This window comes from Lysobacter sp. cf310 (assembly GCF_900114355.1).
In the GTDB taxonomy this organism is placed as follows: domain Bacteria; phylum Pseudomonadota; class Gammaproteobacteria; order Xanthomonadales; family Xanthomonadaceae; genus Lysobacter.
This window is the reverse complement of record NZ_FOSS01000006.1, coordinates 140,826-166,366: the sequence shown is the minus strand read 5'-3', so window position 1 is coordinate 166,366 and position 25,541 is coordinate 140,826. Positions and strand designations below refer to the sequence as shown.

Here is a 25,541-nt window from a genome sequence, read left to right as displayed (position 1 = left end):
CAGCCTGCGCTGGCGCCTGCCCGTGCCGGTGGTCGTGGTTCGCGCCGATATCGGCATGACGCGACGGCGCGAACCCTGCGCCCCCCCGCTTACTGCTGCCGCAGCGCCTCGATCGGATCCAGCAACGAAGCCTTGCGCGCCGGGTAATAACCGAAGAACAAACCGGTGGCGATCGAGAACGCCGCCGCCAAGCCCACCACCTGCGCGTTCAGAGCCACCGGCAGCGAACCCAGCTTGCCCACCAGCAGCGCGCCGACCACGCCGATCGCGATGCCGATCACGCCGCCGATCATCGCGATCACCATCGCCTCGGCCAGGAACTGGCGGCGGATGTCGCTGGGCCCCGCGCCGACCGCCATGCGCAGGCCGATCTCGCGAATGCGCTCGGTCACCGACACCAGCATGATGTTCATGATGCCGATGCCGCCGATGATCAGGCAGATCGTCGCCACCGCGCCCAACAGCTTGGACATCAGGTTGGTGGTGGCGGTGCGCGTGGCCACCACTTCGGCGATGTTGCGCACGGTGAAGTCGTCGTCGGCGCCGGGCTGGATCTTGTGGCGCTGGCGCAGCAGCGCCTCGATCTCGCCTTGCGCGTAGGTCACGTCCTCGGCGCGTCCCACCCCGACCGCGATCTGCATCACCGCACCCGGCGGCAGGCCCATCGCGCCGAGCAGGCGGCGGCGTCCGGTTTCCAGCGGCACCAGCAGGATGTCGTCCTGGTCCTGGCCGAAACCGCCCTGGCCCTTGGGCTTGAGCGTACCGACCACGGTGAACGGCACCCGGCCCAGGCGCAGGGTCTGGCCGATCGCGTCCTCGTCGCCGAACAGCTCGCGCCGCACGGTTTCGCCCAGGATCACCGACTTGCCGCCGCCGCTGTAGTCGCGCGACTCGAAGCCGTTGCCGGAGGCGATGCTCCAGCCGTTGATGTCGAAGAACTCCGGCTGCACGCCCTGCCACTGGGTGGACCAGTTGTTCTCGGCGTAGACCACCTGGGTGCCGCCGCGCAGCGAGCCGGCGACGAACTGCACTTCCGGAATTTCCTGCCGGATCGCGTCGACGTCGCCCTCGTTCAAGGTGAAGAAGCTGGACGCGCTCTGGCGTGCGCCACCGCCGCCACGGCCGGCGCCGGAGCTGATGTCCAGCCGGTTCGACCCCAGGCCCGACACCAGCTTGTCGATTTCGGCCTGGGTGCCCTGGCCCACCGACACCATCACGATCACCGCGGCGATGCCGATGATCACGCCCAGCGAGGTCAGCGCGCTGCGCAGCCAGTTGCCGCGCAAGGCGAACACCGCGGTGCGCAGGACTTCGAGGAAGTTCATGCCGCGCCCTCTTGCTGCTCGTGCAGCTCGCCATCGCGCATCGCGAACACGCGGTCGCAGTGCGCGGCCACGTCGGGGTCGTGGGTGATCAGCACCACGGTGTGGTCCTCGGCCTGCAGACGCTTGAACAGGGCCAGGATCTCCTCGCCGGTCTTGGTGTCGAGCGCGCCGGTGGGCTCGTCGGCCAGCAGGATGGGCGGACGGTTGATCAGCGCACGCGCGATCGCCACGCGCTGCTGCTGGCCGCCGGACAGCTCGCTGGGCCGGTGACTGGCGCGCTCGGCCAGGCCGACCGAGGCCAGGGCCTCGCGCGCGCGCTCCAGACGCTCCTCGCGCGGCACGTTGGCGTAGCCCATCGGCATCGCCACGTTCTCCAGCGCGCTCATGCGCGGCAGCAGGTTGAAGCCCTGGAACACGAAGCCGATCTTCTCCAGGCGCAGCGCCGCGCGCTCTTCCGCGTCCAGGGTCGCCACATCGACGCCGTCGCACAGGTACTGGCCGCTGCTGGGCGTGTCCAGGCAGCCGATCAGGTTCATCAGGGTCGATTTGCCCGAGCCCGACGGCCCCATGATCGCGACGAACTCGCCGCGGCCGATGCGCAGATCGACCGCGTGCAGCGCGATCACCTCGGCCTCGGTGCCCGGCGAATAAACCTTGCCCAGCGCGCGCGTTTCGATCACCGCGGCGCCGGCGGCGGACGCCTCGCTCATGGTTCCTTGCGCCCGCTGCCGACGATGACCTCATCGCCCTGCTTGATGTTGCCCGACACCTCGGTCCAGCTACCGTCGCTGGCGCCGACCCGCACCACGACCTGCTCCGGCTTGCCGTTGACCAGCTTGTACAGCGGCGCGCGGCGCGCGTTGAGCAGGGCCGCGACCTCGCTGTCCCAGAGGTTCTGCTGCTCGGGAGTCAGGCTGGTGCGGAACTCGCCGAACTGCTGGTTGAAGCGTTCCTGCATGCGCTGACGCAGTGCGCCCGCGGCCGCGCCGGCATTGGCGCCGCCGCCGCGGATCACGATGCCGCCGCCACCGCCGCCGGGACCGCGGCCGCCGAACAGCGTGCTGCCGCCGCCGTTCGCGGGCGGCGCGGCCTGACGCGCGGCCGAACGTTGCTTCATCGCTTCCAGCGCGGCTTCGAAGGTGGCCTGCTGGGTCGGCGTGAGCTTGAGCTGCTGGGCCACGCGCGGCAGATCGTTGGCCATGCCGCCTCGTCCGCCACCCGCGCCGCCGGGCGCGCCCGGACCGCCCGCGGCTTGCGCGGCCGGATCGTCCTCGGCCGGCTTGTAGCGCAGCGCCGCGTTGCCGACCCGCAGCACGTCGTCGCGGCGGCTGACTTCGATCTCGGCGTTGGCGGTCATGCCCGGCAGCAGGATCTGTTCGGCGTTGTCCACCGACACCACCACCGGATAGGTGATCACGTTGCTGGTGTTGGTCGCCGACAGGCGCACCTGTTGGACCTTGCCGCGGAACTGGCGGTCGGGAAAGGAATCGACGGTGAAGCTCACGCCTTGGCCGGCCTTGACCTGGCCGATGTCGGCCTCGTCGATGGCCAGCACGATCTCCATCTTCGACAGGTCTTCGGCGATCTGGAACAGCACCGGCGACTGCAGGCTGGCGGCCACGGTCTGGCCGGGCTCGACGGTGCGGGTCAGGACCACGCCGTCCACGGGCGCGCGGATCACGGTGCGTTCCAGGTTGAGGCGCGAGGTCTGGGTGGAGGCGATCTGCTGGTTGATCTGCGCCTCGGCCGCAGCGACCTGGGCGCGCGCCTGATCGCGCGCGGCGCGCGCGAGGTCGGCATCGCTGCGCGCGACCAACTGGCGTTCGACCAGGGCCGACTTGCGCTGGAAATCGAGTTCGGCGTTGCGCAAGGTCGCCTGCGCGGTGGCCAGACTGGCGCGCGCGCTGGTGACCTGGGCCGAGCCCTGGGCGATCTGCGCCTGATACGTGCTGGGATCGATCTTGGCGATCACCTGGCCCTTGTGCACGCGGTCGTTGAAGTCCACCAGCACGTCGGTGACCTGGCCTGAGATCTGGCTGCCCACGTCCACGGTCGAGATCGCGGCGAGCGCGCCGGTGGCCGAGATCGCGACCCGGATGTCGCCGCGCTCGGCCTTGGCCGTGCGATAGGCGGAGGCCTCCGCTTGCTGGTTGCGTTGCGTGTAGTAGTAGTAGCCGCCGCCGGCCAGGGCCAGCAGCACCGCGGCGACGACGGCGCGGCGGATCCAGGGCGAGGATTTGCGAACGGGCGACTGCGGCTTACGGGCTGCGCTCATGAGGTTCTGACTGAAAGGTATGGAGCCGGCAACGCGCGCGGCCGCTTTCGGTTGACAGGCCGGGAGACGGTTTCGTTCCCGGGCGGGGCCGCTTCACGGCGCACTCAGCTTAGCGGCAAGCCCGGTGCGCCCGATACGCCGCCATGAAGATGCGGGCGGGGCGCGAACCGTCGCGCGCCCCCCAAATCCCGATCCGACCTCGCGAATCCGAGCGCCTGCCCGGCGCGACTGGCTACGGGCCGATCCGGCGGCGCGGCCGGCATTCGCGAATCTCCCATCGCGCCGCCAGACCCGGCATGGCCGCCGCTGCGCCTCAGTGACTGAAGCGGATCACCGCCAAGGTGCCCTGCCCCGGCACGCTGCTCAACTGCACCGGCCAGCCGAAACGGTCGCCCAGGCGGCGCACGATCGACAGCCCCATGCCCTTGCCGTCCACGCCGGAAAAATCGGCGCGGTAGAACGGGTCGAAGGCGCGGTTGAGGGTCTCGGCGGACATGCCGATGCCGGTATCGCGGATCTCGATGCGGTCGCGCGCCAGGTGCACGTCGATGCGGCCGGCGTCGGTGAAACGCACCGCGTTGCTGAGCAGGTTGCCGACCATCACGCTGAGCACGTGCGGCGGCGCCAGCAGGCGCGGCGCGCCGTCGTCGACCACGCTGAGCTCGACGTCCTTGCCGGTCAGCATCGGCCGCACCCGCTCGACCTCGTGATCGACGATCTCGCGGACCGGGAATTCCTCGCTCTGCGGCGCGATCTCGGCCTCGCGCGCGAGGATCAGGAAGGCATCGATCACCGCCTCCATGTCGCGCCCGGCGCGCTGCACGCGCGCCAGCGAACGCTGCGCGCGCACCGGCGTTTCCGGGTCGGCCAGCATCAGGTCGGTGGCGACCCGGATCACGGTCAGCGGGGTGCGCAGCTCGTGGCTGGCGTCGCGGGTGAAGTCGCGTTCGCGCTGGACGAAATCGCCGACGCGCTGGGCCAACCCGCGCAAGGCGCTGGACAGCTGGCGCACCTCGCTGCCGATCTCGCCGGGCAGGTCCTCCAGCGAGGCCGCGACCGCGCGCGGGTCGCGCGGGTCCCAGTGCGCGACCGCCGCGGCCAGGCGGTTGACCGGCGTGACCAGGCGCTTGGTGTTGCGGTAGGTCAGCCAGGAAATGAAGTACATGGTCAACAGCGACAGCAGCAGCGAGGCCAGACCGGTGAACGCGATCGCCTCGTCGATCAATTCCGACGAATACAACAGGTAGAAGGTGCCCTCGGCGCGGCTGTCGACCAGCATCACGCGGTCGTCGTCGGGCAGTTCGTTCAGACCCTGCCGGCTGGTGCCGCGCGCGGCCGGCGGCAACACCTCGTCGCTGGCGCCGGCGGGAATGAAGTAGCCGGCCGTGGTCGAGGTGATCGGCAGCGGATGCTGCGGATCGCGCGCATGCCCGGCCCAGAACGCATCGGCCTCGCGCTGCATGCGCTGTTCCAGCACCAGATTGCGCACCGCCAATCCCGCCAGGCCTATGCCCAGCGTGATGACGATGCTGCCGATCAAAGCTTGCGCGATGAAGGCAAGCTTGATCTTGCGCGGCAACCCCTGCGGCATGGCGGCAGGCTCAATCCGGCGGTTGCGAAATGTCCGCGACCCGGTAGCCGGCGCTCTGCACGGTGTGCAGCAGCTGCTTGCCGAACGGCTTGTCGATGGTCTTGCGCAGGTTGTAAAGGTGGCTGCGCAGGGTGTCGGAGTCCGGCAGGCCGTTGCCCCAGATCTCGCGCTCGATTTCCTGGCGGCTCACCACGCGCGGCGATTCGCGCATCAGGATGGTCAGCAGGCGCAGCCCGATCGGCGACAGCTGCAGTTCGCTGCCGCCGCGGGTCACGCGCAGGCTGGCCGGGTCCAGCACCAGATCGGCGACCTTGAGCACCTCGCCGCCGACCTGGCGGCGTTCGCGACGGATCAGGGCGCGCAGGCGCGCTTCGAGTTCCTGGATCGCGAAGGGCTTGGTCAGGTAGTCGTCGGCGCCGGCGCTGAGGCCGGTCAGCTTTTCGTCCAGGGTGTCGCGCGCGGTCAGCATCAGCACCGGCGTCGACTTGCGCGCTTCCTCGCGCAGCCGTTTGCACACTTCGATGCCGTCCAGACGCGGCAGCATCAAGTCCAGCACGACCACGTCGTAGCTGTTCTCGGCCGCGAGACGGTAGCCGTCCAGGCCGTCGGCGGCGTAGTCGACCTCGAAACCACGCCCTTCCAGGTATTCGCCCACCATCTCGGAGATGTTGCGGTTGTCCTCCACGATCAGGACCAAGCCCCCGTCTCTAGTGCCCTGCATGCAGCTCTCCATATTCCTTCAGTTTTGTGAAGACTGCCGTGGCCGGGGTGGACGCCCCGTGAAGGCGGGGCGTTAAGCTGGCCGCTTTCCTCCGCGAACCGCACCCATGCTCGCCGACCGCCTGTACCCGATCCTGCTGCTGCTGGGCTCCAACCTGTTCATGACCTTCGCCTGGTACGGCCACCTCAAGTACAAATCCGCACCGCTGACCGCCGCCATCCTGGTCAGCTGGGGCATCGCCTTCTTCGAGTACTGCCTGATGGTGCCGGCCAACCGCATCGGCAGCGCGGTCTACTCGGCCCCGCAGCTCAAGGGCATGCAGGAGGTCATCACCCTGCTGGTGTTCGCCGGCTTCTCGGCCTGGTACCTGGACCAGCCGCTGAAATGGAACCATTGGGCCGGCTTCGGCCTGATCGTGGTCGCGGCCTGGCTGATCTTTCTGGACTGAGGCCGGGCGCCGGCCTCAGAACCGGATCTTGCCGGTCAGGATGTCCTTGAACATCACCCAGTCGCCGACGAAGGAATACAGCGGGTGTTTGAAGGTGGCCGGGCGGTTCTTCTCGAAGAAGAAGTGCCCGACCCAGGCGAAGCCGTAGCCGCACAGCAGCGCCCCCAGCAGCAGCCAGGGGCGGCCCTGGATCACGGCCAGCGCCAGCAACACCAGCACCCCGCAGCTGCCGATGAAGTGCAGACGCCGACTGGTGCGGTTGCTGTGTTCGCTGAGGTAGAAGGGGTAGAACTCGCGGAAATTGGCGAATCGGCTGGCCATGGCCGCCTCCTGCAGCAATGCGGGTGGGTGACTCATTGCGCGGCGTCGGCCGGAGCCTGATCTTCGACGAACAATCCGCGCGCCTTCAGCACTGTACGTTGTTTGATCTTGAGCAATTCTTCGGCCGTGTTGCCTTGCACGCAATAGGCCTTGCGTCCCTCGATCCGGAACTGCGGCGCCGGAAGCAGCTGCGCGGCCTCCGCCAGACTCAATTCGCCTAGAGGAAAGTACGCGTCCGGACCGAAATCGATCGGATGCGGCCCGATCACGCTTTCGCGCTCCTCGGCATCGTACTCGTCGATGGGCGCGCATGCCGCCCAAGCGCCGGAGCGCGTGCGGAACACCGGGTAGAACTGGTACTTCTCGTGGTAATAGGCACCGTCGTCGGCCGCTGACACGAACAGCATCACGTGCTCGAACTGCGCGAATCTGGGGCGTCCGTAGTGGTCCGCAGCAGTGAACTCGATCGAGTCACCGGCGTACTCGCCGTACACGACCTGTTCCACGCGGTACTTGGCGCGAAAGAAGGCGTCGAACAGCAGCGCGTCTCCGTTTTTTCTGCGCACTTCCTCGCTGATGTCGCGCACCGATTGCTTGCGCCCCACAAACGCCAACAGCTGTTCGCCCTGACGCGCTTGGACTATCTCGAAATCGCCCGACTCCTGCGCCGTCGCCGGAGCGATGGCCGACGACAGCAAGACCAGCAGACCCACCATCCAGATGTTGTAAGTCGACATTCGCCCCCCAGACGGTTTGAGGCGGCACGGCTAGCGCTCGCGCGAACCGGCGTACCGGTTCATGAAGCCGCCTACATGCCTGCCAAATCGAATCTGTCCTGTGCCGCGAGCCCGTAACGGCCCTCGCGTCGGTCGATGCTCACCGAGTGCGTACGTCCGCAGCCTGAGAAGGTCCACTGTTCCGCCGGTACCGACTTGCCTGCGTCGACCGCCATCGGCATGGCGATCTCCTTCGCCGCGACACTGTCCAAGACCTGGCAATCCAGACGCGCCAGCGCCAGCGGCGCGATGGACGAAACCAGGGACCTGCTTGCGTCGGGGCCGATCTGCGAACCCGACACCTGCGGATACGCGGGCTGGCCCCATTCGTTGATCTTCTTGCTGCACTCGTACGACGCAATCAGCTTATTGTCGTTGCTGGCCGCGGTGATCGCGATGCCGACGGCCTGCGCGGCCCGCTTCCCCGCCGCGCTGCGCGCGTACTCGCGCGCGGCCGCCAGCCTTTCCTGCGGCAGGCGCGACTGCGACGCCGCCAGCGAGCTGTCGATGAGTTTGGAAAGCGCCGGCAGCGTCTGCTTGCAGTTGTCGGCGAACGCCTGCTGGACCAGGTAGCCCATGTTCGGATCGTCGGCCGCGCGCGCGCCTTGCGGCCAGAACGCAGCCAAAGTCAGCGCAGCGCAGACTGCCAGCCATCCCGAATTCCCCATACCCACGTCAACGCTCTCCGGCCTTGGCCCGATTCCAATAATGGTCCTGCGCGTCAAGCGACCCGGCCGTGAGCTGCTCCATGGCGCGGAACCGCCGGACGTGCAGCGTGCGACTGTTGCCGATCATACTGCGCTGCACCGACTCCGGTCGCCTGCCCTGCTCTGGCGACCCGGGATCAATGGAACAGGTAGGCGCGCAGCCGCACCTGCACTGCCGTCAACGACTGAATCAGGGCCTCGCGCGCCTGAGCTTCGTCGGCAATTCCCTCGGCAAGGGAGGACAGTTCGGCGGAGAACGTCCGCTCGACCGCATCCACGCTGGCTTGGAACAGATCCAAAAATGGCTCGCTGTCGCCCAGTCGAGCCAACTTGGCCACCAGATGGAATCCCGCGCTGCGCCGGCTGTGCATCAGAGCCAGTGCTAGCAGCAAAGCGGGGGCTTCCGGCAGCGCAGCCACGCAAGCTGCAAAGTAGTAGCGCGCCGAGCGACCATTGCCGTCCGCAAGAGGATGCAGCGTTAACAAGGCGAAATATGTCGCCAGCGCGACGCCAGGGCGCGAATGCGTTGCCCCAGCCAAGCCAGTCGCACTTTGTCCCAACAACTCTTCAAGGAGCTTGACGACCTGGCTCGGAGCCGGCGGGATGAAATCGACGCTGAGCGCGTTGTCGCTATGAATCAGCATGTGTCCTGTCCGGAACTCGAGAGCCTCACGGCTTACTCGGCGACAGCCGCGCAGGAAGCGCTTGCGGTCGGCGGCCGGAAACGCGGACGCCAACAACCTAGGCAGGCCGGCATCGCTATTGTTCATCACCAACTCGACTTCGGCGCGGAAATGCTCGCCCGAACTCAGGCCTTCGTGATGGCAGATCGGGAGCAGTAGTTCGAACGCGCGCCTTGCCAATGGCGCCGGCACCACCGTCGGCGCGTGGATCGAGTACCTGCCGGCAGTTCGAAACACGCCCCCCATCCATTCACGCGACGCGGTGAAGGGAAGCCTCATTGATGGCTGGGTCGCCGCGGGTAGATGCGGATCATCCTAGCGCTCGCCGGCGCTTCGTCAATCTGCTTCCACAAAGCCGCATTGGGGCGCAGGTCCTGCTTCGGTTCGGGATATCCCAGCGACTCGGCCTCGGCCTTGGCCTGGCGCAGATACTCCGTTTTCTGCAGTTGAATCGCGTCTGCGTAAGCCTGGCGATCCAGACCGATCGCGTATCGATTGATCAACGGCGCTGCGCGGTGGTCGCCCAGCATTTCCGCGACCTCCAGGCCGGAAATGATCGAGGCGCGCTGGTCTGCACTTAGGGTACCCGCGCGTCCGGCGGTGCGCTCGACCACTGCGATCGCCAACTGTTCTCGACCGTAGAGCGAACCGCGGCTGGTGCTTACAGAGAGCGCGGCCAGGGCGCCACTGTCGTCTCCGTCCTTGGCTTTTCGCAGGCCCAGCAGCACCGCAGCCTTAGGGTCGCGATCGTCTCGCATGCCCCGTAACAGGTCGTCGACCGAGAGCTCGGACAATCCGGCCAACTCCTGGACCGTAGGGTAATGGTGCCGATCCAACCAGGCCGCTTCCTCCATCGAAAGTGCGATCGTGCGTGTATCGATGCGCTTTAATACCGCGATCGACAACTCTTTCGCTTGAGTGACGTCCGCCGCAGGCCTCGTATTCCTCGAGGCCTGCGGATACTCGCCCAGTTGAGAGCGCTCTGAATCTCCCACGCGTGAATCCGTTGTGGGCCTATGCAGGCCGCTATCGCGCCGTCCGCCTGATACCAGCACGAACAGCGCTATGCCAGCAAGGACAATCATCAGGGCCGCTACCCTGCGCCGACCGATGCTCATCGCCAATGATCCCGAACGCCCATCAATTGCAGTACTGATCGATCAAATTCCGGTAGGCCCGGCACTGCCCCTGCTTCTGCGCACTTTGATATGCGGCATTGGAGGCGAACGATTCCACGATCGGGTTCTGCAATCCCTGGCTGTACCAATTGGCTTGCTGCTGAATGTAAGTGCTGTACCGCGGCAGTTCGCTGCTCGGAATCAGGCTGTTGGCGCCGTTGACCATATCGTTGCGCAGAGAATTGTCGCAGGTCGCCTTGTCGGCTCCCCAATGCCCGTAGCAAGCATCGTGCGCATTGCAGGCCGAGGTGAACACAGCGCCAAACGGCGCAACCACGAGCGCGGTGTGATCGACGGTTCCGGTGGAAGGCCCGTAGACCACGTAGTGCGGAGCGAGCAGGTGATCGGGCACCAACCCCGCCGTGCCGGCGCTGCCACAACCATTCATCGTCACCGGCGGCGGCGCGTTCACATTGCAGCCTTCCGGTACGTCCTGCCTCAGCGCCTCGCACATTTGCTGGTTGCTGTCGTAACAGCCGCCAGGCCCCCATATCTGCCATGCCTCGCAGCCTTGGCCGGTCGGGATGCCAGATTGCTGGCTGGAACCGCCACCCCAACCGCCGGCGCCTGAAGAACCGCCACCTGGAGCGCCTATGCCCCAATTACCTCCTGGATACGGAGCTCCATAGACGGTGCAACCGCCCATGGTGCAATAGCTTTGCGCGGTGACCGCGGCGGCGGCCGCAACGCCGCCCAAGCCCAGCAGTGCGGAAATCACGAGTTTCAGTGCCCTAGAACGATCCATATCCCACTCCATGTCAGTGCTTCGTCGAACGATGACGGTCGTGTGTCCATTCGCATATGTCGTTCGAGACGGACTGGAATAGCGCCTTTTTTTTCGCGCAGCTGCCCGCTGCGCGACCGGCACGCAGGCCATTCCCGTTCGACTCCCCAACTGCGACCTCATCGGCTCGCGTGAGCGGCGCTCCATCGGAGAACGGCTTTCACCACGCTTGCAGTCGAGTAAAGCATCCGCGCATCGCCGCCACGGACGTCGCGATGGACTAATGCGACCAGCCGGTGGCAATTATCGATAAGACGAAATCCCACACCGACACGAGCGTTTCGCGGCATCGCATCGCTGCGTCGAAACGGTATGGGTGAGCGGCGAAACGAATGTCGCTGCGCGTGTTGCGCGAAATCGATGTCGAAGTGCGCGACAGCTTCGTGCGCGCCGCATTGCGGGCACACTCTGGTTCGATCAGATGCCCGGTTCGTCGCCCTGCAGCAGGCGCTTGGCGCGTTCCCAGTAGGCATCTTGCTCGACCAGCGTGTGAGAGGCCAGACGCGAACCGTCTTGCTCGGCCAGCTGCTCCATGGCCCGAAACCGCCGCTCGAACTTCAGATTCGCACGCCGCAGCGCGGCGCCCACGTCGACCTTGCCGTGCCGGGCCAGATTCGCGGCGACGAACAGCAGATCGCCGATCTCGTCTTCGAGGCGGTCGCGCGCGGCCGCGTCGTCGGGCGCGGCGGCGACGGCGTCGAACTCGGCGCGCACTTCCTCGATTTCCTCGTGCAGCTTGGCGATCACCGGGGTCACGTTCGGCCAGTCGAAGCCGACCGAGGCGGCGCGCTTTTGCAGTTTCACCGCGCGCTGCCATTCCGGCAGGCCGCGCGCGATGCCCGCGAGCGCCGAGGTGTCGGCTTCGCCGGCCGCCTCGCGTTCGCGGCGCTTCTGTTCTTCCCAGGCCACGGTCTGGGCCTCGGCGTCCTCGACGCTGGCGCCGGCGAACACGTGCGGGTGGCGGCGCACCATCTTGTCGCTGATCGCGGCGACCACGTCGGCGAACGCGAACGCGCCCTGCTCCTCGGCCATGCGCGCGTGGAACACCACCTGCAGCAGCAGGTCGCCGAGTTCGTCCTTCAGCGCCGGCAGGTCCTCGCGGTCGATCGCATCGGCGACTTCGTAAGCCTCTTCCACCGTGTAGGGCGCGATGGTGGCGAAGGTCTGCTCCACGTCCCAGGGGCAGCCGCCGACCGGGTCGCGCAGACGCGCCATGATCGCGATCAGGCCGGCGATACCGTCCGGCAGCGGCGCGCCCTCAGCCATCCAGGCAGTCCCGCCAGGGCAGCGAGGGATCGCCGAGGGCGATGAAGTCGCCGTTGAGGATGCGCGCGCGCTGGTTGTAGCGGAACGGCCGCCCCTGCGGATCCAGCACCTGCCCGCCCGCGGCTTCGAGCACGCATTGGCCGGCGGCCGTGTCCCATTCGCTGGTCGGGCCGAAGCGCGGATAGATGTCCATGCCGCCCTCGGCGATGCGGCAGAACTTGAGCGAGGAGCCCAGCCCGATCGGTTCTACCTGGCCGCCGGCCAACGCCGACAGTCGGCTCATGAAGGCTTCGGTGCGCGCGTCGCGGTGCGAACGGCTGGCGGCCACGCGCAGCGGCGCCGTGGCCGGGATGCGCACCTGCAAAACCTGTTCGCGCTCGCCATCGCGGCGGAACGCGCGGCCGCCGCGCACGCCGTACCAGAGCGCGCCGCCGACCGGGGCCTGGACCACGCCGAACACCGGCACGCCATCGTCGATCAGGGCCAGGTTGACGGTGAACTCGCCGTTGCGCTTGACGAACTCGCGGGTGCCGTCGAGCGGATCGACCAGCCACAGCCGCCGCCACTGCCGGCGCTGCTCGAACGAGACCTCGTGCGCGGATTCCTCCGACAGCACCGGGATATCGGGGGTGAGCCGGGCCAGGCCGTCTACGATGCAATGGTGGGCGGCCAGGTCGGCCGCGGTCAGCGGCGAGGCGTCGGCCTTGTGCTCGACGTCGAAGTCCTGCTCGTAGATCGTCAGGATCGCGGCGGCCGCGTCGCGCGCGATCGCGATCGCGCCTTCGACCAGGGCCTGGTCCACGTAATCGGGTGCGGTATCGGTCATGCGGGGGGATGCTCTACCTGGGTGCGCAACCATTCGCGCGCGATGAACAAGGCGGCGATGCTGCGGCCCTCGGAGAAGTCCTCGCACAGGATCAGCTCGTGCAGGCGGTCGAGTTTCCAGGGCACGACTTCGAGCTCTTCGGGTTCGTCGCCGGGCAGGCGCTGCGGGTACAGATCGCGCGCCACCACCAACTGCGCCTGATGGCTCATGTAGGTCGGCGCCAGCGACAGCGAACGCAGCAGGGTCAGGGAATGGGCGCCGTAGCCCGCCTCCTCCTTGAGCTCGCGGTCGGCGGCCTCCAGCGCGGTCTCGCCCTCGTCGATCCGGCCCTTGACCAGGCCCAGCTCGTAGCGGTGCACGCCGGCGGCGTATTCGCGCACCAGCAGCACGGTCTCGGCGTCGATCATCGGCACCACCACCACCGCGCCGTGGCCGCGCCCGAGCAGGCGCTCGTAGCGGCGGCGCTCGCCGTTGGAAAACTCCAGGTCCAGCCGCTCCAGCTTGTAGGGCCCGGCGTCGTGCTCGGTGACCCCGTGGATGATGGGCAGGCGCCGGCTCACGAACGCACTCCTGCGGTGCGTGTACGCGGGGCAAAAGGCGGGATAATGGCGGGATGCAAGATACGAATCAGCATGCCGCGATGCTAGCAGAGGGCGGCGTCTCCGAGGCCGACGCCTGGCGCAAACGCGACCTCGCCGTGCTCTGGCACCCGTGCACCCAGATGCGCGAACACCCCGACACGCTGCCGCTGCTGCCGATCGCCGGCGGCCAGGGGCCATGGCTGATCGGACGCGACGGTAGCCGCTACCTGGACGCGATCTCGAGCTGGTGGACCAACCTGTTCGGCCACGCCGAGCCGCGCATCGCCGAGGCCATCGCGACCCAGGCGCGCACCCTGGAGCACGTGATCCTGGCCGGCGTCTCGCACGCCCCGGCGGTGGAACTGGCCGAGGGCCTGCTGCGGATCGCCCCGCGCGAGCCGGGTCGCGCACCGCTGGCCAAGGTGTTCTACGCCGACAACGGCTCGGCCGGGGTCGAGGTCGCGCTGAAGATGGCCTTCCACTGGTTCCGCAACCGCGGCGAGCCCGGACGCACCAAGTTCATCGCCCTGGACAACGGCTACCACGGCGAGACCCTGGGCGCGCTCGCGGTCGGCGACATTCCGCTGTACCGGCGCGTGTATGCGCCGCTGCTGGCCGAGGCCCTGTTCGCGCCCTCGCCCGACGCCTACCTGTGCGAGCCCGGCGAGACGCCCGCGCAACGCGCCCGGCATGCGGCCGACGGCCTGCGCGCCCTGCTCGAACACCATGCCGGCGAAGTCTGCGCGCTGATCCTGGAACCGCGCGTACAGTGCGCCGGCGGCATGCGCATGCACGACGCCTCCTACCTGCGCCACGCGCGCGCGCTGTGCGACGAGTTCGGCGTGTTCCTGATCGCCGACGAGATCGCGGTCGGCTTCGGCCGCACCGGCACGATGTTCGCGTGCGAGCAGGCCGGCATCGCGCCCGACCTGCTGTGCCTGTCCAAGGGCCTGACCGGCGGCGCGCTGCCGCTGGCCGCGGTGCTGGCCACCCAGGCCATCTACGACGGCTTCCTCGACGACTCGCGCGAGCGCGCCTTCCTGCATTCGCACAGCTACACCGGCAACCCGCTGGCCTGCGCCGCGGCGCTGGCCGCGCAGGCCATCTTCGCCAGCGACGACATCCTGGCGCGCAACCGGGCGACCGCCGCGCGCATGGCCGAACTGGCCGCGCCGCTGGCCGCGCATGCGCACGTCGCCGACGTGCGCCAGGCCGGCATGATCGTCGCCTTCGAGCTCACCCAAGGCGGCGACAAGCGCACGCCGTTCGAGGCCTCGGCGCGGATCGGCCTGCGCGCCTACCGCGCGGCGCTGGAGCGCGGCGTGCTGCTGCGCCCGCTCGGCGACGTGCTGTACTGGATGCCGCCCTACTGCATCGACGACGAGGCGCTGACGCTGCTCGCGCGCACCACGCGCGAGGCCATCGACCACGCGGTCGCGGAGGCCGGCGTATGAGGCTGACCCGCGTGCACGTCGATCAAGCGCTGCGCGCCGGCGCCGAGATCGCCCTGCCCGAAGGCCCGGCCACCCATCTGGCGCGGGTGCTGCGTCTGGGCGTGGGCGATGCCTGTGTGCTGTTCAACGGCGACGGCCACGACTATTCCGCGCGCATCGTCGCCCTGGGCAAGCGCGAGCTGCGCGTCGCGATCGATGCGGCGACGATGGTGGAGCGCGAATCGCCGTTGCGCCTGGTGCTGCTGCAAGGCATCGCGCGCGGCGAGAAGATGGACCTGATCCTGCAGAAGGCGACCGAACTGGGCGTGGCCGAAGTGCGTCCGCTGTGGTCGCAGCGCAGCGAGGTCAAGCTGGACGAGGCGCGCGCCGAGAAGCGGCTCGCGCATTGGCGCAGCGTGGTGGCCTCGGCCTGCGAGCAGAGCGGCCGCGCGCACGTGCCCGAGGTCGCCGCGCCGCTGTCGCTGAGCGCGACGCTGGCGGCGCTGCCGGCCGGCGGGCTGCGCCTGATCCTGGACCCGGAAGGCGAGCTCGCGTTCTCGACCCTGAGCGTGGACGCGGACGCCGCGGTCCACCTCGCGATCGGCCCCGAGGGCGGCTGGTCGCCGCTGGATCGCGAGCAACTGCGCGCGGCCGGCTTCCTGGGGCTGCGCCTGGGCCCGCGCATCCTGCGCACCGAAACCGCCGGCCTGGCCGCGATCGCGGCCTTGCAGGCGCGTTTCGGCGATCTGGCTTGAAGATGGCGTGCGATGCGGTTCGCTGCGCTCACCGCATCCTACGAGGTGCACGGTTCGTCGGGGACGTAGGATGTGGTGAGCCATAGGCGAACCGCATCGCGCGCCGCCACGGCGGCTAGATCTTGAAGTAGATCCGACGCGTATCCAGCGCCCGCACCACGACCCACCACAGGGCGACGAATACGAGCGCGTAGGCCAGCGACGGCAAGGTCGGGCCGAAGCGCGGCGTCATCCAGTCCGCGAACGCATGGCGGTACAGAGGTTCCAGCCAGCCGGCCGCGGCCAGCGCATAGAGCAGAAAAGCCGAGCCGGCATAGGCCGCGATCGCATTGACGCCGAAAGCGCGCCCCAGCGGCGGCCAGCCACGCTGGTCGATCGCGCGATGGAACACGGCGAGGATCCAGCAGGCGATGCCGCCGGTCCACAACACGTAGCTGGGCGTCCACAGATTCTTGTTGAACGGTTGCGCGTACGACAGCGCGTAGCCCAGCGCCATGCACACCGCGCCGGCGATCCACAGCGCGGGCACACGCCCCCGGCGCAGCCAGTCGCCCGCGCGCAGTCCGAGCAGGGCCGTGGCCAAGGCGCCCAGGGTGCTGAGCAGGCCTTCGGGATCGTGGCCGCGGCCGCTGCCCGGTTCCAGTTGGTAGACGTGGACGCCGAGCAATTGGCTGTCGAAGCGGCTGGCGATGTTCGCGTAAGGCTCGTAGCTGCCGCCCGCCGCCAACAGCAAGCCGTAGCCGAGCAGCAACGCGGCCAGCAGCGCCCATTGCGCGCGTGCCGGCAACCACAGCGCGCACAGGCCGGCCGCACCGAAGCACAGGCCGATGCGCTGCAACACGCCCATCACGCGGTAATGCTCCAGATCGAAGGCCCACCACGCGCACACGTGCAGCAGCAGGCCCAGGCCGAAGATGCGCGCGGCGCGCGCGAACACCCCGCGCGCGAGCGCGGGCCTGGCGTCGCCGCGTTCCACGCGCGGATTCAGCGCCAGCGCGATCGACACGCCGACGATGAACAGGAACATCGGGAAGATCAGGTCGGTGGGCGTGCAGCCGTGCCAATGCGCATGCAACAGCGGCGCGTAGACGTGGTTCCAGTCGCCGGGATTGTTGACCAGCAGCATCGCCGCCACGGTCAGACCGCGCAGCGCATCGACCGAGGCGTAGCGCGGCGCTGCAGCGGAGGTCGCGGAGGCGCCCACGCCGCGCTGGGGGTCGGACTCAGGCGGCCTGCGCGAGCGCGCTGCCGATCAAGGCTTCGACCGCCATCAGGTCGGGCACGAAGGCCACGTCCTCGTTCAAGACCACGCGCGCATGCACGCCCTGCGGGATGCCTTCCTGGTTGCTGTCCAGCAGCAGGCCGTCCTGCGACACCGTGACCAGGCGCGGGAAGCCCTGGGTCAGCATCGCGAAATACGGCGCGCGCGGATCGCCGCCCAGCGCCTTCAGCACCACGACCTTGCTGCCGAGCTGGGCGTCTTCCTGGGCGAAGCCGGCCATTTCGGCGAAGGCGATCAGCGGCAACTGCCAGCCGCGCCAACGCAGGCGGCCGAGCAGCCAGTGCGGCGCATCGGCGATCGGCTCCGGCGGCGCGTACGACAGCACCTCGGCGATGGTGGCGTTGGGCAGCAACAGACGCGCGCCCTTGACCTGGATCAGCACGCCTCGGATGTCGCTAGGTGCGGTGGTGTTCTGTTCGGACATCGTTCGCTTCCTCAGGACCAGCGCGCGGCCAGGCGCGCGGCCAGTTCGGCCGGTTGACCCGCTTCCCCACCGCGCGCGATCAGCGCGTTGGGCGCGGCCGCGTCGAAGCAGCCGTCGGGCGCCTGCCCGGCGACCAGCGCGCCGGCCCAGGCATGATTCATGGCCGCGTCGACCAGGGCCGGATCGCTGCCGCTGAGCATCAGCACCGCGCTGTCGGCGGGCGGCAGCGCCGCCAGCACGTCGGTGCCGTCGCCGTTGAACTGGATGCCGGAGTCGCCGACGTTGATGCCGACGCCCGCGGGCAGGATGTAGATCACGCCGGCGATCGCGCGCGAGCCCGGCTCGGCCAGCTTGACCAGTACCGAGGTCGCACGCTGCATCTGCGCGACCAGCTTGTCGTAGCGGCCGCCGTCCAGGCGCTGCTGCACCAGCAGCGGACGCGGGAAATCTTCGGGCATCGCGCCCAGCAACTGGCGCACCGCATCCGGGCCGCCGATGCCGGCCAGCACCAGCACGGCGCCGCCGACGGTCTGGGTCGGGCGGTCGTCGACCAGTTCCAGCGAGGAAATGCGTTGTTCGATCGCGTCGAGATCGCGATGCAGGTTGCCGTCGGCGTTGTCGCGCGCGCGCGGCTCGGCAACGGCGCGCAGCGCCGGCGCCTCATCGTCGAAGCCCCACTCCGGCGCCACCGGCACGGCTACTTCGGCCGCGGGCGCGGGCGCCTCGGCGGCGGGCTCGTCCTGCGGCGGCAGCGGCGGCGGCACGCGCTCGGACACGAATTCGAACTGGGTCGAGTACATCACCACCGGCGCTTCGGCGGGCGCGCTCGGCATGGCCGCCGGCGCGGCGGGCTCGCGCGCGGGCTCGGCCTCGAAATCGAAGCTGGACTCGAACGGCGCCAGTTCCACCGGCGCTTCCGGTACGGCGGCGGCGGCCGGGTCGGCATCGATGTCGAAGGTCGACTCGAACGGCTTGAGCGCGATCGGCGCATCGTCGAGCGCGCCCTCGATCTCGATCGGAGCCAGCTCGGCCTGAATCTCCGCCGGCGGTTCCGGCGGCAACTCGGCGACGTGATCGGGCGCGACGAAGGACAGCCCGCCGCTGGGGATCTCGACCGCGACCGGATCGAAAGCCGTATAGGCCTCTTCGCGCACCGGCGGCACGTAGGGACGGTCGGCCTCGGGCGCGAACAGCGCCTGCTCCGGCTCCGGCTCGCGGCCCGGCGGCAGCACATCGTTGTGGTGGTGCAGCTTGGCGCTGAGGTGGCGCACCCAGCGCGCCGCGTCCCAGCCTTCGCGGGCGGCGGCGAGCTCGGCTTCCTCGAACAGCACTTCGATCGAGGGGTCCACCAGCACGCTTTCGAAACGGTCCAGCGCGTCCTCGGTGACCTGGTCCAGCGCCACCACGACCACGTCCGGCGAGGCCGCGCTGAGCTCGGCCGGCAGCAGCCGGGTCGGATCGGCTTCCAGCACCAACTGCGCGCCGGCGTCGTTCAAGGCGCCACGCAGGCGGTCGCGGGCCGCGCCTTCGCGCGCCAGCAGTACAACGCGTCTGCTCGAATCACTCATGGTGTCGCGCGATTCCCAGCAGTTCGAACACGTTGCGCATCAGTTCCGGCTCCTGGTAAGGCTTGCCCAGGTAGCGTTCCACGCCGATCTCGAACGCGCGCTGACGATGCTTGTCGCCGGTACGCGAGGTGATCATGACGATGGGCACGTCGCGCAGGCGCGCGTCGGACTTCATCTGCGTGGCCAGCTCGTAACCGTCCATGCGCGGCATTTCGATGTCCAGCAGCATCAGGTCCGGCACCACGTCGGTCATGCGCTCCAGCGCATCCAGGCCGTCCTTCGCGGTCAGCACCTCGAAGTTGTGACGCTCCAGCACGCGGCCGGTGACCTTGCGCATGGTGACCGAGTCGTCGACCACCATCACCAGCGGCACGCGGCGGGTTTCGACCGGCACCACCGGCGCCGGCACGTAGTCGCGCGGCAGCAGGGCGTGGCGACGCACCAGCGGCGCGACGTCCAGGATCACGACCACGCGGCCGTCGCCCATGATGGTGCCGCCGAAGATGCCCGGCACCGAGGCGACCTGCGGACCGACCGGCTTGACCACGATTTCGCGGTTGCCGACCACCTGGTCGACGGTGACCGCGGCGCGCAGATCGCCGGAGCGGATCAGCAGCAGCGGCATCTGCAACTGGCCTTCGGCCTTGGCCGGGGCATGGCCCAACAGCAGGCCCAGGTCGTGCACGGCGTAGTCTTCGCCGCCGTAACGGTAGTTGGCGCCTTCGGCTTCCAGGCCCTCGCGCGCGATCCGGCCGACGCCGCGCACCGAGGCGATCGGCACCGCGAAGGTCGTGTCGCCGATGCGCACGAACACCGCCTGGGTGACCGCGAGCGTCTGCGGCAGGCGCAGGAGGAAGGTGACGCCCTTGCCAGGACGCGATTGGATGTCGAGCGTGCCACCGAGCTGACGCACTTCGCTGGCGACCACGTCCATGCCGACGCCACGGCCGGCCAGGCGGCTGACCTCGTCGGCGGTGGAGAAGCCGGGTTCCAGGATCAGCGCGTCGAGGTCGCTGTCGGCCAGCACCGCTTCGCTGCGGACCAGGCCGCGCTCTTCGCCGCGGCGACGGATCGCGGCGCGGTCCAGGCCGGCGCCGTCGTCGGCCACTTCCAGCACGACTTCGGAACCTTCGCGGCGCACCGCGATGCGGACCGTGCCTTCTTCGGGCTTGCCGGCCTTCTTGCGTTGCGCGGGCGCTTCCAGACCGTGCGCGACGGCGTTGCGGAGCATGTGTTCCAGCGGCGCGGTCATGCGCTCGAGCACGTTGCGATCGAGTTCGCCCTGGGTGCCTTCCAGCTTGAGCTGGACCTGCTTGCCCAGTTCGCCCGAGGCCTGACGCACGACGCGGCGCAGGCGCGGCAGCAGCGCGTCGAACGGCACCATGCGCGTGCGCATGAGGCCTTCCTGCAGATCCGAGCTGACTCGCGACTGTTGCAGCAGCAGGGTTTCGTACTGGCGCGTGAGGTCGTCCAGCGTGGTCTGCAAGCTGCCTTGGTCGGCCGCGGACTCCGACAGCGCTCGCGAGAGCTGCTGCAGGTTGGAGAAGCGGTCGAGCTCGAGCGGATCGAAGGACTGGTCGCTGGCGTCGCCCTCGCGCTGGTAGCGCGCGATGATCTGGGCTTCGGTTTCGATTTCCAGGCGGCGCAGCTGGTCGCGCATACGCGTGTTGGTCTGCGCCATTTCCGCGATCGCGCCGCGGAACGCGCCCAGCTGCTGTTCCAGGCGGGCGCGGTAGATCGCGACTTCGCCGGCGTAGTTGACCAGACGGTCGAGCAGGTCGGCGCGGATACGCACCTGCTCCTGCGGCGCGCGAACGCCGATGTCGTCGTCGTCGCCGACGGCGACCTCGACCATCGGCGCCGACAGCGGCTTGAGTTCGACCTTGGGCGCGCTGGCCGGGATGATGGTGCCGTCGTCGGTGACGGTGGGCGCGGTGTAGATCTCGCCGCGCGCACGGGCGTCGAATTCGGCGATCAGCGCCTCGGGCATGGCGATCGCGCGACGCGTGCCGACCCGGGTGACCATCGCGTGCAGGCGGTCGAAACCGCGCTCCAGCAAGGGCACGCCGTCGCGGCCGAGTTCGCTGCGCTGATCGACCACGGCCTCCAGCAACGACTCCATGGCGTGGCCGAGTTCGCCCACGGCCATGATGCCGGCCATGCGCGCGCCGCCCTTGAGGGTGTGCAGATCGCGCTGCAGGCCGACCAGCGGCTCGCGCTCGTTCGGCGCCTCGCGCAGCTGCGCGAGCAGGCCGTCGGAATGGTCGAGCAGGTCGCCGCCTTCCTCGACGAAGATGTCGACCAGCTCGGGATCGAGCTCGGCCAGATCCAAGGCTTCGTCCGGATCGGGGTTGGCTTCGACGATGCGCTTGAGCGTTTCCGGCAGCGGCGCGGGCTCGGCGACTTCCACCGTTTCGACCGCGACCGGCTCGGCGACGACGTGGCCGTCTTCGACCGGATCGTCGTTGAAGTACTCGATTTCCTCGAGTTCGTCGTCGCGCTGTGCGTCGAGCGGTTGGGCTTCGAGCGACTCGGTTTCGACCGATTCGGTCTCGTCGTTCGCAGCCGGCAACGGCGCCAGGGCGTCGGCGGGCGGCGCCAGCGCCGCGGCGATCGCGGCTTCGGCGGCGGCCTGCTGCTCGCGGGCGACGCGCTCGGCTTCGGCGTATTCGGCTTCCAGACGCGCGTACTCGCGCTCGTCTTCGGCCAGACGTTCGGCTTCGGCCTGTTCGGCGGCCAGACGTTCGGCTGCGAGACGCTCGGCTTCGGCCTGCTCGGCGGCCAGACGTTCGGCTTCGAGGCGCTCGGCTTCGGCCTGCTCGGCGGCCACACGCTCCGCTTCGAGGCGCTCGGCTTCGGCCTGCTCGGCGGCCAGGCGCTCCGCTTCGAGGCGCTCGGCTTCGGCCTGCTCGGCGGCCAGACGTTCGGCTTCGAGGCGCTCGGCTTCGGCCTGTTCGGCGGCCAGACGTTCGGCTTCGAGACGCTCGGCCTCGGCCTGCTCGGCAGCCAGACGTTCGGCTTCGGCGCGTTCGGCTTCGGCCTGCTCGGCGGCCAGACGTTCGGCTTCGAGACGCTCGGCTTCGGCCTGCTCGGCAGCCAGGCGTTCGGCTTCGACGCGTTCGGCCTGGGTTTGTTCGGCGGCGATGCGCTCGGCTTCCGCCTGCTCGGCGGCCACGCGCTCGGCTTCGAGGCGTTCGGCCTCGGCCCGCTCGGCGGCCAGCCGCTCGGCGTCCGCCTGTTCGGCGGCGACGCGTTCGGCTTCCAGGCGCTCGGCCTCGGCACGCTCCGCGGCCAGGCGTTCGGCTTCGGCGGCGGCACGCTCGGCGTCCGCCGCGGACGACAGGGCGTCGTCGCTCGGAATCGCCGCGGCGATGGCGCCCGCGATCACGCCGACGAATTCGCCGGCGGCGGAGGTTTCGGACTCCGGCGCATCCAGATCGGCGGCGCTGTGACCGCGGACCAGACCCGCCGGCACGGCTTCGTCGTCGAGCTGGCCGAACTCGCTCAGGTCCAGCGCGGTGAGTTCGCTGTCCAGGCTGGTGTCGGCGAACGGCGATTCGGCCGATTCCACCGTTTCCAGATGCGGCTCTTCGACCTGCAGGCTGGAACGCGCATCCGGCAGGCTGTCGCGCAGCGCGATCATGCGCTCGGCCAGGCCCGGGAACACCGGTACGCTCTGCGGCTCGGACTTGAGGCTGGCCAGGGTGCGTTCGATCGCGACGGCGACCGCGCCGATGGCGGCGACGCCCTCGTCGCTGGCCGGACCGCCCGCGGCCAACAGGCGCTTGACGTAGACCTCGGTGGGCGCGATCACGTCGGTGATGACCGGAACCTCGGTCATCGCGAACGCACCGTTGAGGGTGTGGATCGCGCGCTGCAGACCGTCGTCGGCCGGCGACGGCGCGGCCTGCGCGGCGGCGAGCCAGCGCTGGATCGTGACCAGGTGGCCGGTGACTTCGGTGTCGAGGATTTCCAGCAGCACCGCGTCGACCGAGGCCGGCACGCTGTCGGCGCCGACGCTCTCGATGGCGGCGGGCGCCTCGGGCTCGGCCTCCAGCTCCAGCGCTTCGGGCTCGACATCCAGCACGAAACTTTCGCTTTCGACCTCGACCGGAGCCGGCGCGTCTTCGACGACGGTTTCCAGCACCGGCTCGACCGGCGCTTCGACCGCGGGCGCGGCCGGCGCGACCAGATGCATCGGCCGGTAGAAGGCTTCCTCGCCGGTGGCGAGCAGGTCGGCGTGGGCCTCGATACCGGCCAGATCGGCGGTGATCGGGCCTTCGTTGCGCAGCGCCGAGTACAGCTGCGGCAGCGCGCGATGGGCGTGGCCGACCAGATCGATCAGCTCGGGGCTGACCGCACGGCCGTGGTCGCGCACGCGGTTGAGCAGGCTTTCGATCTTCCAGCTGAACTCGCCCAGGGTCTTGGCGCCGACCAGGCGGCCGCTGCCCTTGAGGGTGTGGAAGACGCGACGGATCGGGTACAGGCGCTCCAGATCGTCCGGCGACTCGCGCCAGGCCGGCAGCAAGTCGTCGAGGTTGCCGATCTCTTCCTTGAACTCTTCCAGGAAGATGTCGCGGATCTCGTCGTCGATGTCGTCGCTGTGGGCGAAACCGCCGGTGGCGGCGGACTGACGCGGGGCCTCGGCGACCGCAGGCGCGGGCGCGGGTTCGACCGGCGCTGCGGCCGGTACCGGCGCCAGCGCTTCGGGCGCGACGTAGTCCAGATGCGCGCGGCCGGCGACCATGGCGTCGATTTCGGCCGCTTCCGGCAGTTCGATGCGGCCGGCGCTAGGCGTGGCGGCGGAAACGGCGGCCGGATCGGGCGCGCGCACGACTTCCGGCAGCGGCCAGTAACGCAGGGCTTCCAGGCTCTGGCGCGCGATGTCGAGGATGTCGTCGCGGTTCGGACGCTGCTCGCGCAGCGCCTCGAGGTAGTACTCCAGGCTGGCCAGCGCGTCGGCCAGGGTGTCCAGCTGCTGACCGTTGGGCACGCGGTGGCGGCCGATCAGCTCGACTTCGGTGTAACGCTTGACGCCGGTCAGGTAGTCGGCCGGCAGCGGCAGTTCCAGCATGCGCAGCGCGCCGGCCACTTCGTCCAGCACGCGCGGCACTTCGACCAGCTCGGCGTGATCCCAATTGGTCTCGACGAAGGCGACGAAGGATTGGCGCGCGTCGCCGAAGTTGGCGATGGCTTCGCGCACGACCACGTCCAACACCTTGCGCGATTCGCCGGCCAGCAGGTCTTCGTCGGCCTTCTCTTCCGGCAGGCCCAGGCGCGAGACCTGGTCGTCCAGCGAGGCGTCGACGTACAACAAGGCGCCGGCGACATCGAGCAGAGCGCCCTCGTCGGCCGGGCGCTTGCCCTCGACGATTTCGATCATGGCGTCGCGTTGCTGCAGCACCACGGTGCGGGCCACGCCCAGCCCCATCATGCCCAGGGTATCGCTGACGCGTGCCAAGGCCTCGATCTGCGGACGCAGTTCGCCGGCCTCGGTCTGATTGGTGCGCAGGTGCAGGTCGAGGGCGTCCTTGACCCGCAGCAGGTCTTCCTTGATCGCCGCCGACACGGTGTCCAGCAGCGCGCGGTTGCGGCCGCTGAGGCTGCCGCGCGCGTGCTCGAGTTCCGACTCGCTGGGCAGGTGCGAGGCGAGCTCGAAGGTCTGACGCAGATCGTCCAGGGCCGGATGGCGGCCGTCGCTGTGGGCGACGTGATAGAGCAGCTGACGGGTCGGCTCGGCCGCGGGTTCGCCGCGCGGGCTGGAGAAACCGTCGTCGGCGAGCATCTGCCGGGCTTCGCGCTCGACGCCGCCGAAGGCCTGGCGCAGCGCGCGCGTGGGCGGCAGGGCGCCGTCGCGCAGCGCGCCGGCGACCGAGGAGGCCACCCACAGCATGCGCCGCACCGGCTCCAGCACGACGTCGGCGAGCAGGCCGTCGACCGCCTGGGCGAGCTTGCTGGGATCGGCCGGAGCGCCGTCTTCCGGCCACGCCGCCAGCGCATCGCGCAGCGCGGACAGATGCATATTGGTGCTGCCGCGCGCGGCCGAGCTCGGCGGCGGCGGCGCGAGGTGCGCCGGCAGCGGACGGTCGAGATCGGGCGCGAACAGCACGCTTTCGTTGAGGCCCGCCTCGCCGCGCGAGGCGCGCAGCTCGTTGAGCAACGGCAGCAGCACGATCGGAATGTCGCGGTGGCCGCCCTGCAGGCGTTCCAGGTAGTCGGGCAGCAGCACCACGCCGCGCATCAGCGCCGCGCAGGCTTCGTCGCGGTCGCCGACCTGGCCCTGCTGCAGCGCCAGCGCCAGGCGCTCCATTTCCTCGGCCACCATGGCCGGCGCGTACAGCTCGACCATGCGCAGGGTGCCGTGCACCTGATGCAGATGGCTGGCGCAGAAGCGCATGCGACTGGTGTCGGTGGGATCTTCGGCGTAGGCCTCGATCTCCTGACGCGCCTGGCGCAGGGTCTCGTCCAGCTCCGGCTTGATCCAGCCCAGCGTGGTGGTATCGATCGCTTCTCGCAGTGCGGTCATGCCGCCCCCCGCCCGTCAGCGAGGCCTCGGCGTGTTCGCCGGTCCTGGAGAAGCCTTGCGGCTGGGATCTT

At 69.3% G+C, this 25,541-nt stretch carries 21 protein-coding genes; 3 read left to right on the top strand and 18 right to left on the bottom strand.

Going from position 1 to position 25,541, the window contains the following annotated elements:
* Positions 1-89 precede the first annotated feature (89 nt).
* From BMZ45_RS19400 to BMZ45_RS19380, 5 genes are all read right to left on the bottom strand, one after another.
* Positions 90-1,325 (bottom strand): ABC transporter permease, encoded by a 1,236-nt coding sequence (locus BMZ45_RS19400; RefSeq protein ID WP_091638157.1) that lies wholly within the window; start codon positions 1,323-1,325, stop codon positions 90-92.
* A complete protein-coding gene (locus tag BMZ45_RS19395; RefSeq protein ID WP_175489159.1) occupies positions 1,322-2,035 on the bottom strand; it encodes an ABC transporter ATP-binding protein in 714 nt (237 codons plus the stop codon). Before BMZ45_RS19395 ends, BMZ45_RS19400 begins: the two co-directional genes overlap by 4 nt.
* A complete protein-coding gene (locus BMZ45_RS19390) occupies positions 2,032-3,600 on the bottom strand; it encodes an efflux RND transporter periplasmic adaptor subunit (protein ID WP_091638156.1) in 1,569 nt (522 codons plus the stop codon). The genes BMZ45_RS19395 and BMZ45_RS19390 overlap by 4 nt, the downstream gene beginning before the upstream one ends.
* A gap of 313 nt (positions 3,601-3,913) precedes the next feature.
* Entirely contained in the window at positions 3,914-5,191 is a 1,278-nt protein-coding gene (locus tag BMZ45_RS19385; RefSeq protein WP_091638155.1) for a sensor histidine kinase, read from the bottom strand.
* A gap of 10 nt (positions 5,192-5,201) precedes the next feature.
* Positions 5,202-5,912 (bottom strand): response regulator transcription factor, encoded by a 711-nt coding sequence (locus BMZ45_RS19380; RefSeq protein WP_055900565.1) that lies wholly within the window; start codon positions 5,910-5,912, stop codon positions 5,202-5,204.
* Between the two features lie 106 nt (positions 5,913-6,018).
* On the opposite strand from BMZ45_RS19380, the gene BMZ45_RS19375 reads away from it, so the two are divergent.
* Entirely contained in the window at positions 6,019-6,360 is a 342-nt protein-coding gene (locus BMZ45_RS19375) for a DMT family protein (protein WP_091638154.1), read from the top strand.
* 15 nt (positions 6,361-6,375) lie between these two features.
* Here BMZ45_RS19375 and BMZ45_RS19370 read toward each other — a convergent pair whose 3' ends face one another.
* The 9 genes from BMZ45_RS19370 to nudE all read right to left on the bottom strand — a co-directional run bounded on the left by BMZ45_RS19370 (position 6,376) and on the right by nudE (position 13,461).
* The gene (locus BMZ45_RS19370; RefSeq protein ID WP_091638248.1) at positions 6,376-6,681 is read right to left on the bottom strand and encodes a DUF962 domain-containing protein; all 306 of its coding nucleotides are present in this window, start codon (positions 6,679-6,681) and stop codon (positions 6,376-6,378) included.
* Positions 6,682-6,713: 32 nt separating this feature from the next.
* Positions 6,714-7,418: a hypothetical protein gene (locus BMZ45_RS19365; RefSeq protein WP_091638153.1), complete on the bottom strand. Its 705-nt coding sequence runs from the start codon at positions 7,416-7,418 to the stop codon at positions 6,714-6,716.
* Between the two features lie 71 nt (positions 7,419-7,489).
* Positions 7,490-8,131, bottom strand: a complete 642-nt coding sequence (locus tag BMZ45_RS19360; protein ID WP_139215593.1) for a hypothetical protein — start codon at positions 8,129-8,131, stop codon at positions 7,490-7,492.
* Positions 8,132-8,301: 170 nt separating this feature from the next.
* Positions 8,302-9,126 carry a Fic family protein gene (locus BMZ45_RS19355; protein ID WP_091638151.1) on the bottom strand — a complete coding sequence of 275 codons (825 nt, stop codon included), beginning with the start codon at positions 9,124-9,126 and terminating at the stop codon, positions 8,302-8,304.
* Positions 9,123-9,965: a 2-dehydro-3-deoxygalactonokinase gene (locus BMZ45_RS19350; RefSeq protein WP_139215592.1), complete on the bottom strand. Its 843-nt coding sequence runs from the start codon at positions 9,963-9,965 to the stop codon at positions 9,123-9,125. Before BMZ45_RS19350 ends, BMZ45_RS19355 begins: the two co-directional genes overlap by 4 nt.
* Before the next feature lie 22 nt (positions 9,966-9,987).
* Positions 9,988-10,782: a hypothetical protein gene (locus BMZ45_RS21435; RefSeq protein WP_139215591.1), complete on the bottom strand. Its 795-nt coding sequence runs from the start codon at positions 10,780-10,782 to the stop codon at positions 9,988-9,990.
* Between the two features lie 444 nt (positions 10,783-11,226).
* Entirely contained in the window at positions 11,227-12,075 is an 849-nt protein-coding gene (gene mazG, locus BMZ45_RS19340; protein WP_091638148.1) for a nucleoside triphosphate pyrophosphohydrolase, read from the bottom strand.
* The gene (cysQ, locus tag BMZ45_RS19335) at positions 12,068-12,901 is read right to left on the bottom strand and encodes a 3'(2'),5'-bisphosphate nucleotidase CysQ (protein ID WP_091638147.1); all 834 of its coding nucleotides are present in this window, start codon (positions 12,899-12,901) and stop codon (positions 12,068-12,070) included. Before cysQ ends, mazG begins: the two co-directional genes overlap by 8 nt.
* On the bottom strand, positions 12,898-13,461 hold the full coding sequence (gene nudE / locus BMZ45_RS19330; protein WP_091638146.1) for an ADP compounds hydrolase NudE: 564 nt from the start codon (positions 13,459-13,461) through the stop codon (positions 12,898-12,900). The genes cysQ and nudE overlap by 4 nt, the downstream gene beginning before the upstream one ends.
* Positions 13,462-13,541: 80 nt before the next feature.
* Between nudE and bioA the strand changes: the two genes are divergently transcribed.
* Together bioA and BMZ45_RS19320 are read left to right on the top strand one after the other, a co-directional pair.
* Complete coding sequence (gene bioA, locus BMZ45_RS19325) at positions 13,542-14,936, top strand: adenosylmethionine--8-amino-7-oxononanoate transaminase (protein WP_091638247.1); 1,395 nt, start codon at positions 13,542-13,544, stop codon at positions 14,934-14,936.
* On the top strand, positions 14,933-15,670 hold the full coding sequence (locus BMZ45_RS19320) for a 16S rRNA (uracil(1498)-N(3))-methyltransferase (protein ID WP_091638145.1): 738 nt from the start codon (positions 14,933-14,935) through the stop codon (positions 15,668-15,670). The genes bioA and BMZ45_RS19320 overlap by 4 nt, the downstream gene beginning before the upstream one ends.
* 115 nt (positions 15,671-15,785) lie before the next feature.
* On the opposite strand, the gene BMZ45_RS19315 is transcribed toward BMZ45_RS19320, so the two are convergent.
* Genes BMZ45_RS19315 through BMZ45_RS22050 form a run of 4 tightly spaced genes read right to left on the bottom strand, consistent with a single transcriptional unit; the run spans position 15,786 to position 25,470 of the window.
* Positions 15,786-16,874, bottom strand: coding sequence for an acyltransferase family protein (locus tag BMZ45_RS19315; protein ID WP_256374563.1), 1,089 nt, complete (start codon positions 16,872-16,874; stop codon positions 15,786-15,788).
* A 19-nt stretch (positions 16,875-16,893) separates the two neighbouring features.
* Positions 16,894-17,376: a chemotaxis protein CheW gene (locus tag BMZ45_RS19310; protein ID WP_091638144.1), complete on the bottom strand. Its 483-nt coding sequence runs from the start codon at positions 17,374-17,376 to the stop codon at positions 16,894-16,896.
* An 11-nt stretch (positions 17,377-17,387) separates the two neighbouring features.
* Complete coding sequence (locus BMZ45_RS19305; protein ID WP_091638143.1) at positions 17,388-18,944, bottom strand: chemotaxis protein CheB; 1,557 nt, start codon at positions 18,942-18,944, stop codon at positions 17,388-17,390.
* Positions 18,937-25,470: an Hpt domain-containing protein gene (locus tag BMZ45_RS22050; RefSeq protein ID WP_139215590.1), complete on the bottom strand. Its 6,534-nt coding sequence runs from the start codon at positions 25,468-25,470 to the stop codon at positions 18,937-18,939. The genes BMZ45_RS19305 and BMZ45_RS22050 overlap by 8 nt, the downstream gene beginning before the upstream one ends.
* Positions 25,471-25,541: the final 71 nt, after the last annotated feature.

Excerpts from the sequence above, each read along its gene's own strand:
- BMZ45_RS19400 (WP_091638157.1), bottom strand. The coding sequence starts at position 1,325 with ATGAACTTCCTCGAAGTCCTGCGCACCGCGGTGTTCGCCTTGCGCGGC.
- BMZ45_RS19395 (WP_175489159.1), bottom strand. The coding sequence starts at position 2,035 with ATGAGCGAGGCGTCCGCCGCCGGCGCCGCGGTGATCGAAACGCGCGCG.
- BMZ45_RS19390 (WP_091638156.1), bottom strand. The coding sequence starts at position 3,600 with ATGAGCGCAGCCCGTAAGCCGCAGTCGCCCGTTCGCAAATCCTCGCCC.
- BMZ45_RS19385 (WP_091638155.1), bottom strand. The coding sequence starts at position 5,191 with ATGCCGCAGGGGTTGCCGCGCAAGATCAAGCTTGCCTTCATCGCGCAA.
- BMZ45_RS19380 (WP_055900565.1), bottom strand. The coding sequence starts at position 5,912 with ATGCAGGGCACTAGAGACGGGGGCTTGGTCCTGATCGTGGAGGACAAC.
- BMZ45_RS19375 (WP_091638154.1), top strand. The coding sequence starts at position 6,019 with ATGCTCGCCGACCGCCTGTACCCGATCCTGCTGCTGCTGGGCTCCAAC.
- BMZ45_RS19370 (WP_091638248.1), bottom strand. The coding sequence starts at position 6,681 with ATGGCCAGCCGATTCGCCAATTTCCGCGAGTTCTACCCCTTCTACCTC.
- BMZ45_RS19365 (WP_091638153.1), bottom strand. The coding sequence starts at position 7,418 with ATGTCGACTTACAACATCTGGATGGTGGGTCTGCTGGTCTTGCTGTCG.
- BMZ45_RS19355 (WP_091638151.1), bottom strand. The coding sequence starts at position 9,126 with ATGAGGCTTCCCTTCACCGCGTCGCGTGAATGGATGGGGGGCGTGTTT.
- BMZ45_RS19350 (WP_139215592.1), bottom strand. The coding sequence starts at position 9,965 with ATGAGCATCGGTCGGCGCAGGGTAGCGGCCCTGATGATTGTCCTTGCT.
- BMZ45_RS21435 (WP_139215591.1), bottom strand. The coding sequence starts at position 10,782 with ATGGAGTGGGATATGGATCGTTCTAGGGCACTGAAACTCGTGATTTCC.
- mazG (WP_091638148.1), bottom strand. The coding sequence starts at position 12,075 with ATGGCTGAGGGCGCGCCGCTGCCGGACGGTATCGCCGGCCTGATCGCG.
- cysQ (WP_091638147.1), bottom strand. The coding sequence starts at position 12,901 with ATGACCGATACCGCACCCGATTACGTGGACCAGGCCCTGGTCGAAGGC.
- bioA (WP_091638247.1), top strand. The coding sequence starts at position 13,542 with ATGCTAGCAGAGGGCGGCGTCTCCGAGGCCGACGCCTGGCGCAAACGC.
- BMZ45_RS19320 (WP_091638145.1), top strand. The coding sequence starts at position 14,933 with ATGAGGCTGACCCGCGTGCACGTCGATCAAGCGCTGCGCGCCGGCGCC.
- BMZ45_RS19310 (WP_091638144.1), bottom strand. The coding sequence starts at position 17,376 with ATGTCCGAACAGAACACCACCGCACCTAGCGACATCCGAGGCGTGCTG.
- BMZ45_RS19305 (WP_091638143.1), bottom strand. The coding sequence starts at position 18,944 with ATGAGTGATTCGAGCAGACGCGTTGTACTGCTGGCGCGCGAAGGCGCG.
- BMZ45_RS22050 (WP_139215590.1), bottom strand. The coding sequence starts at position 25,470 with ATGACCGCACTGCGAGAAGCGATCGATACCACCACGCTGGGCTGGATC.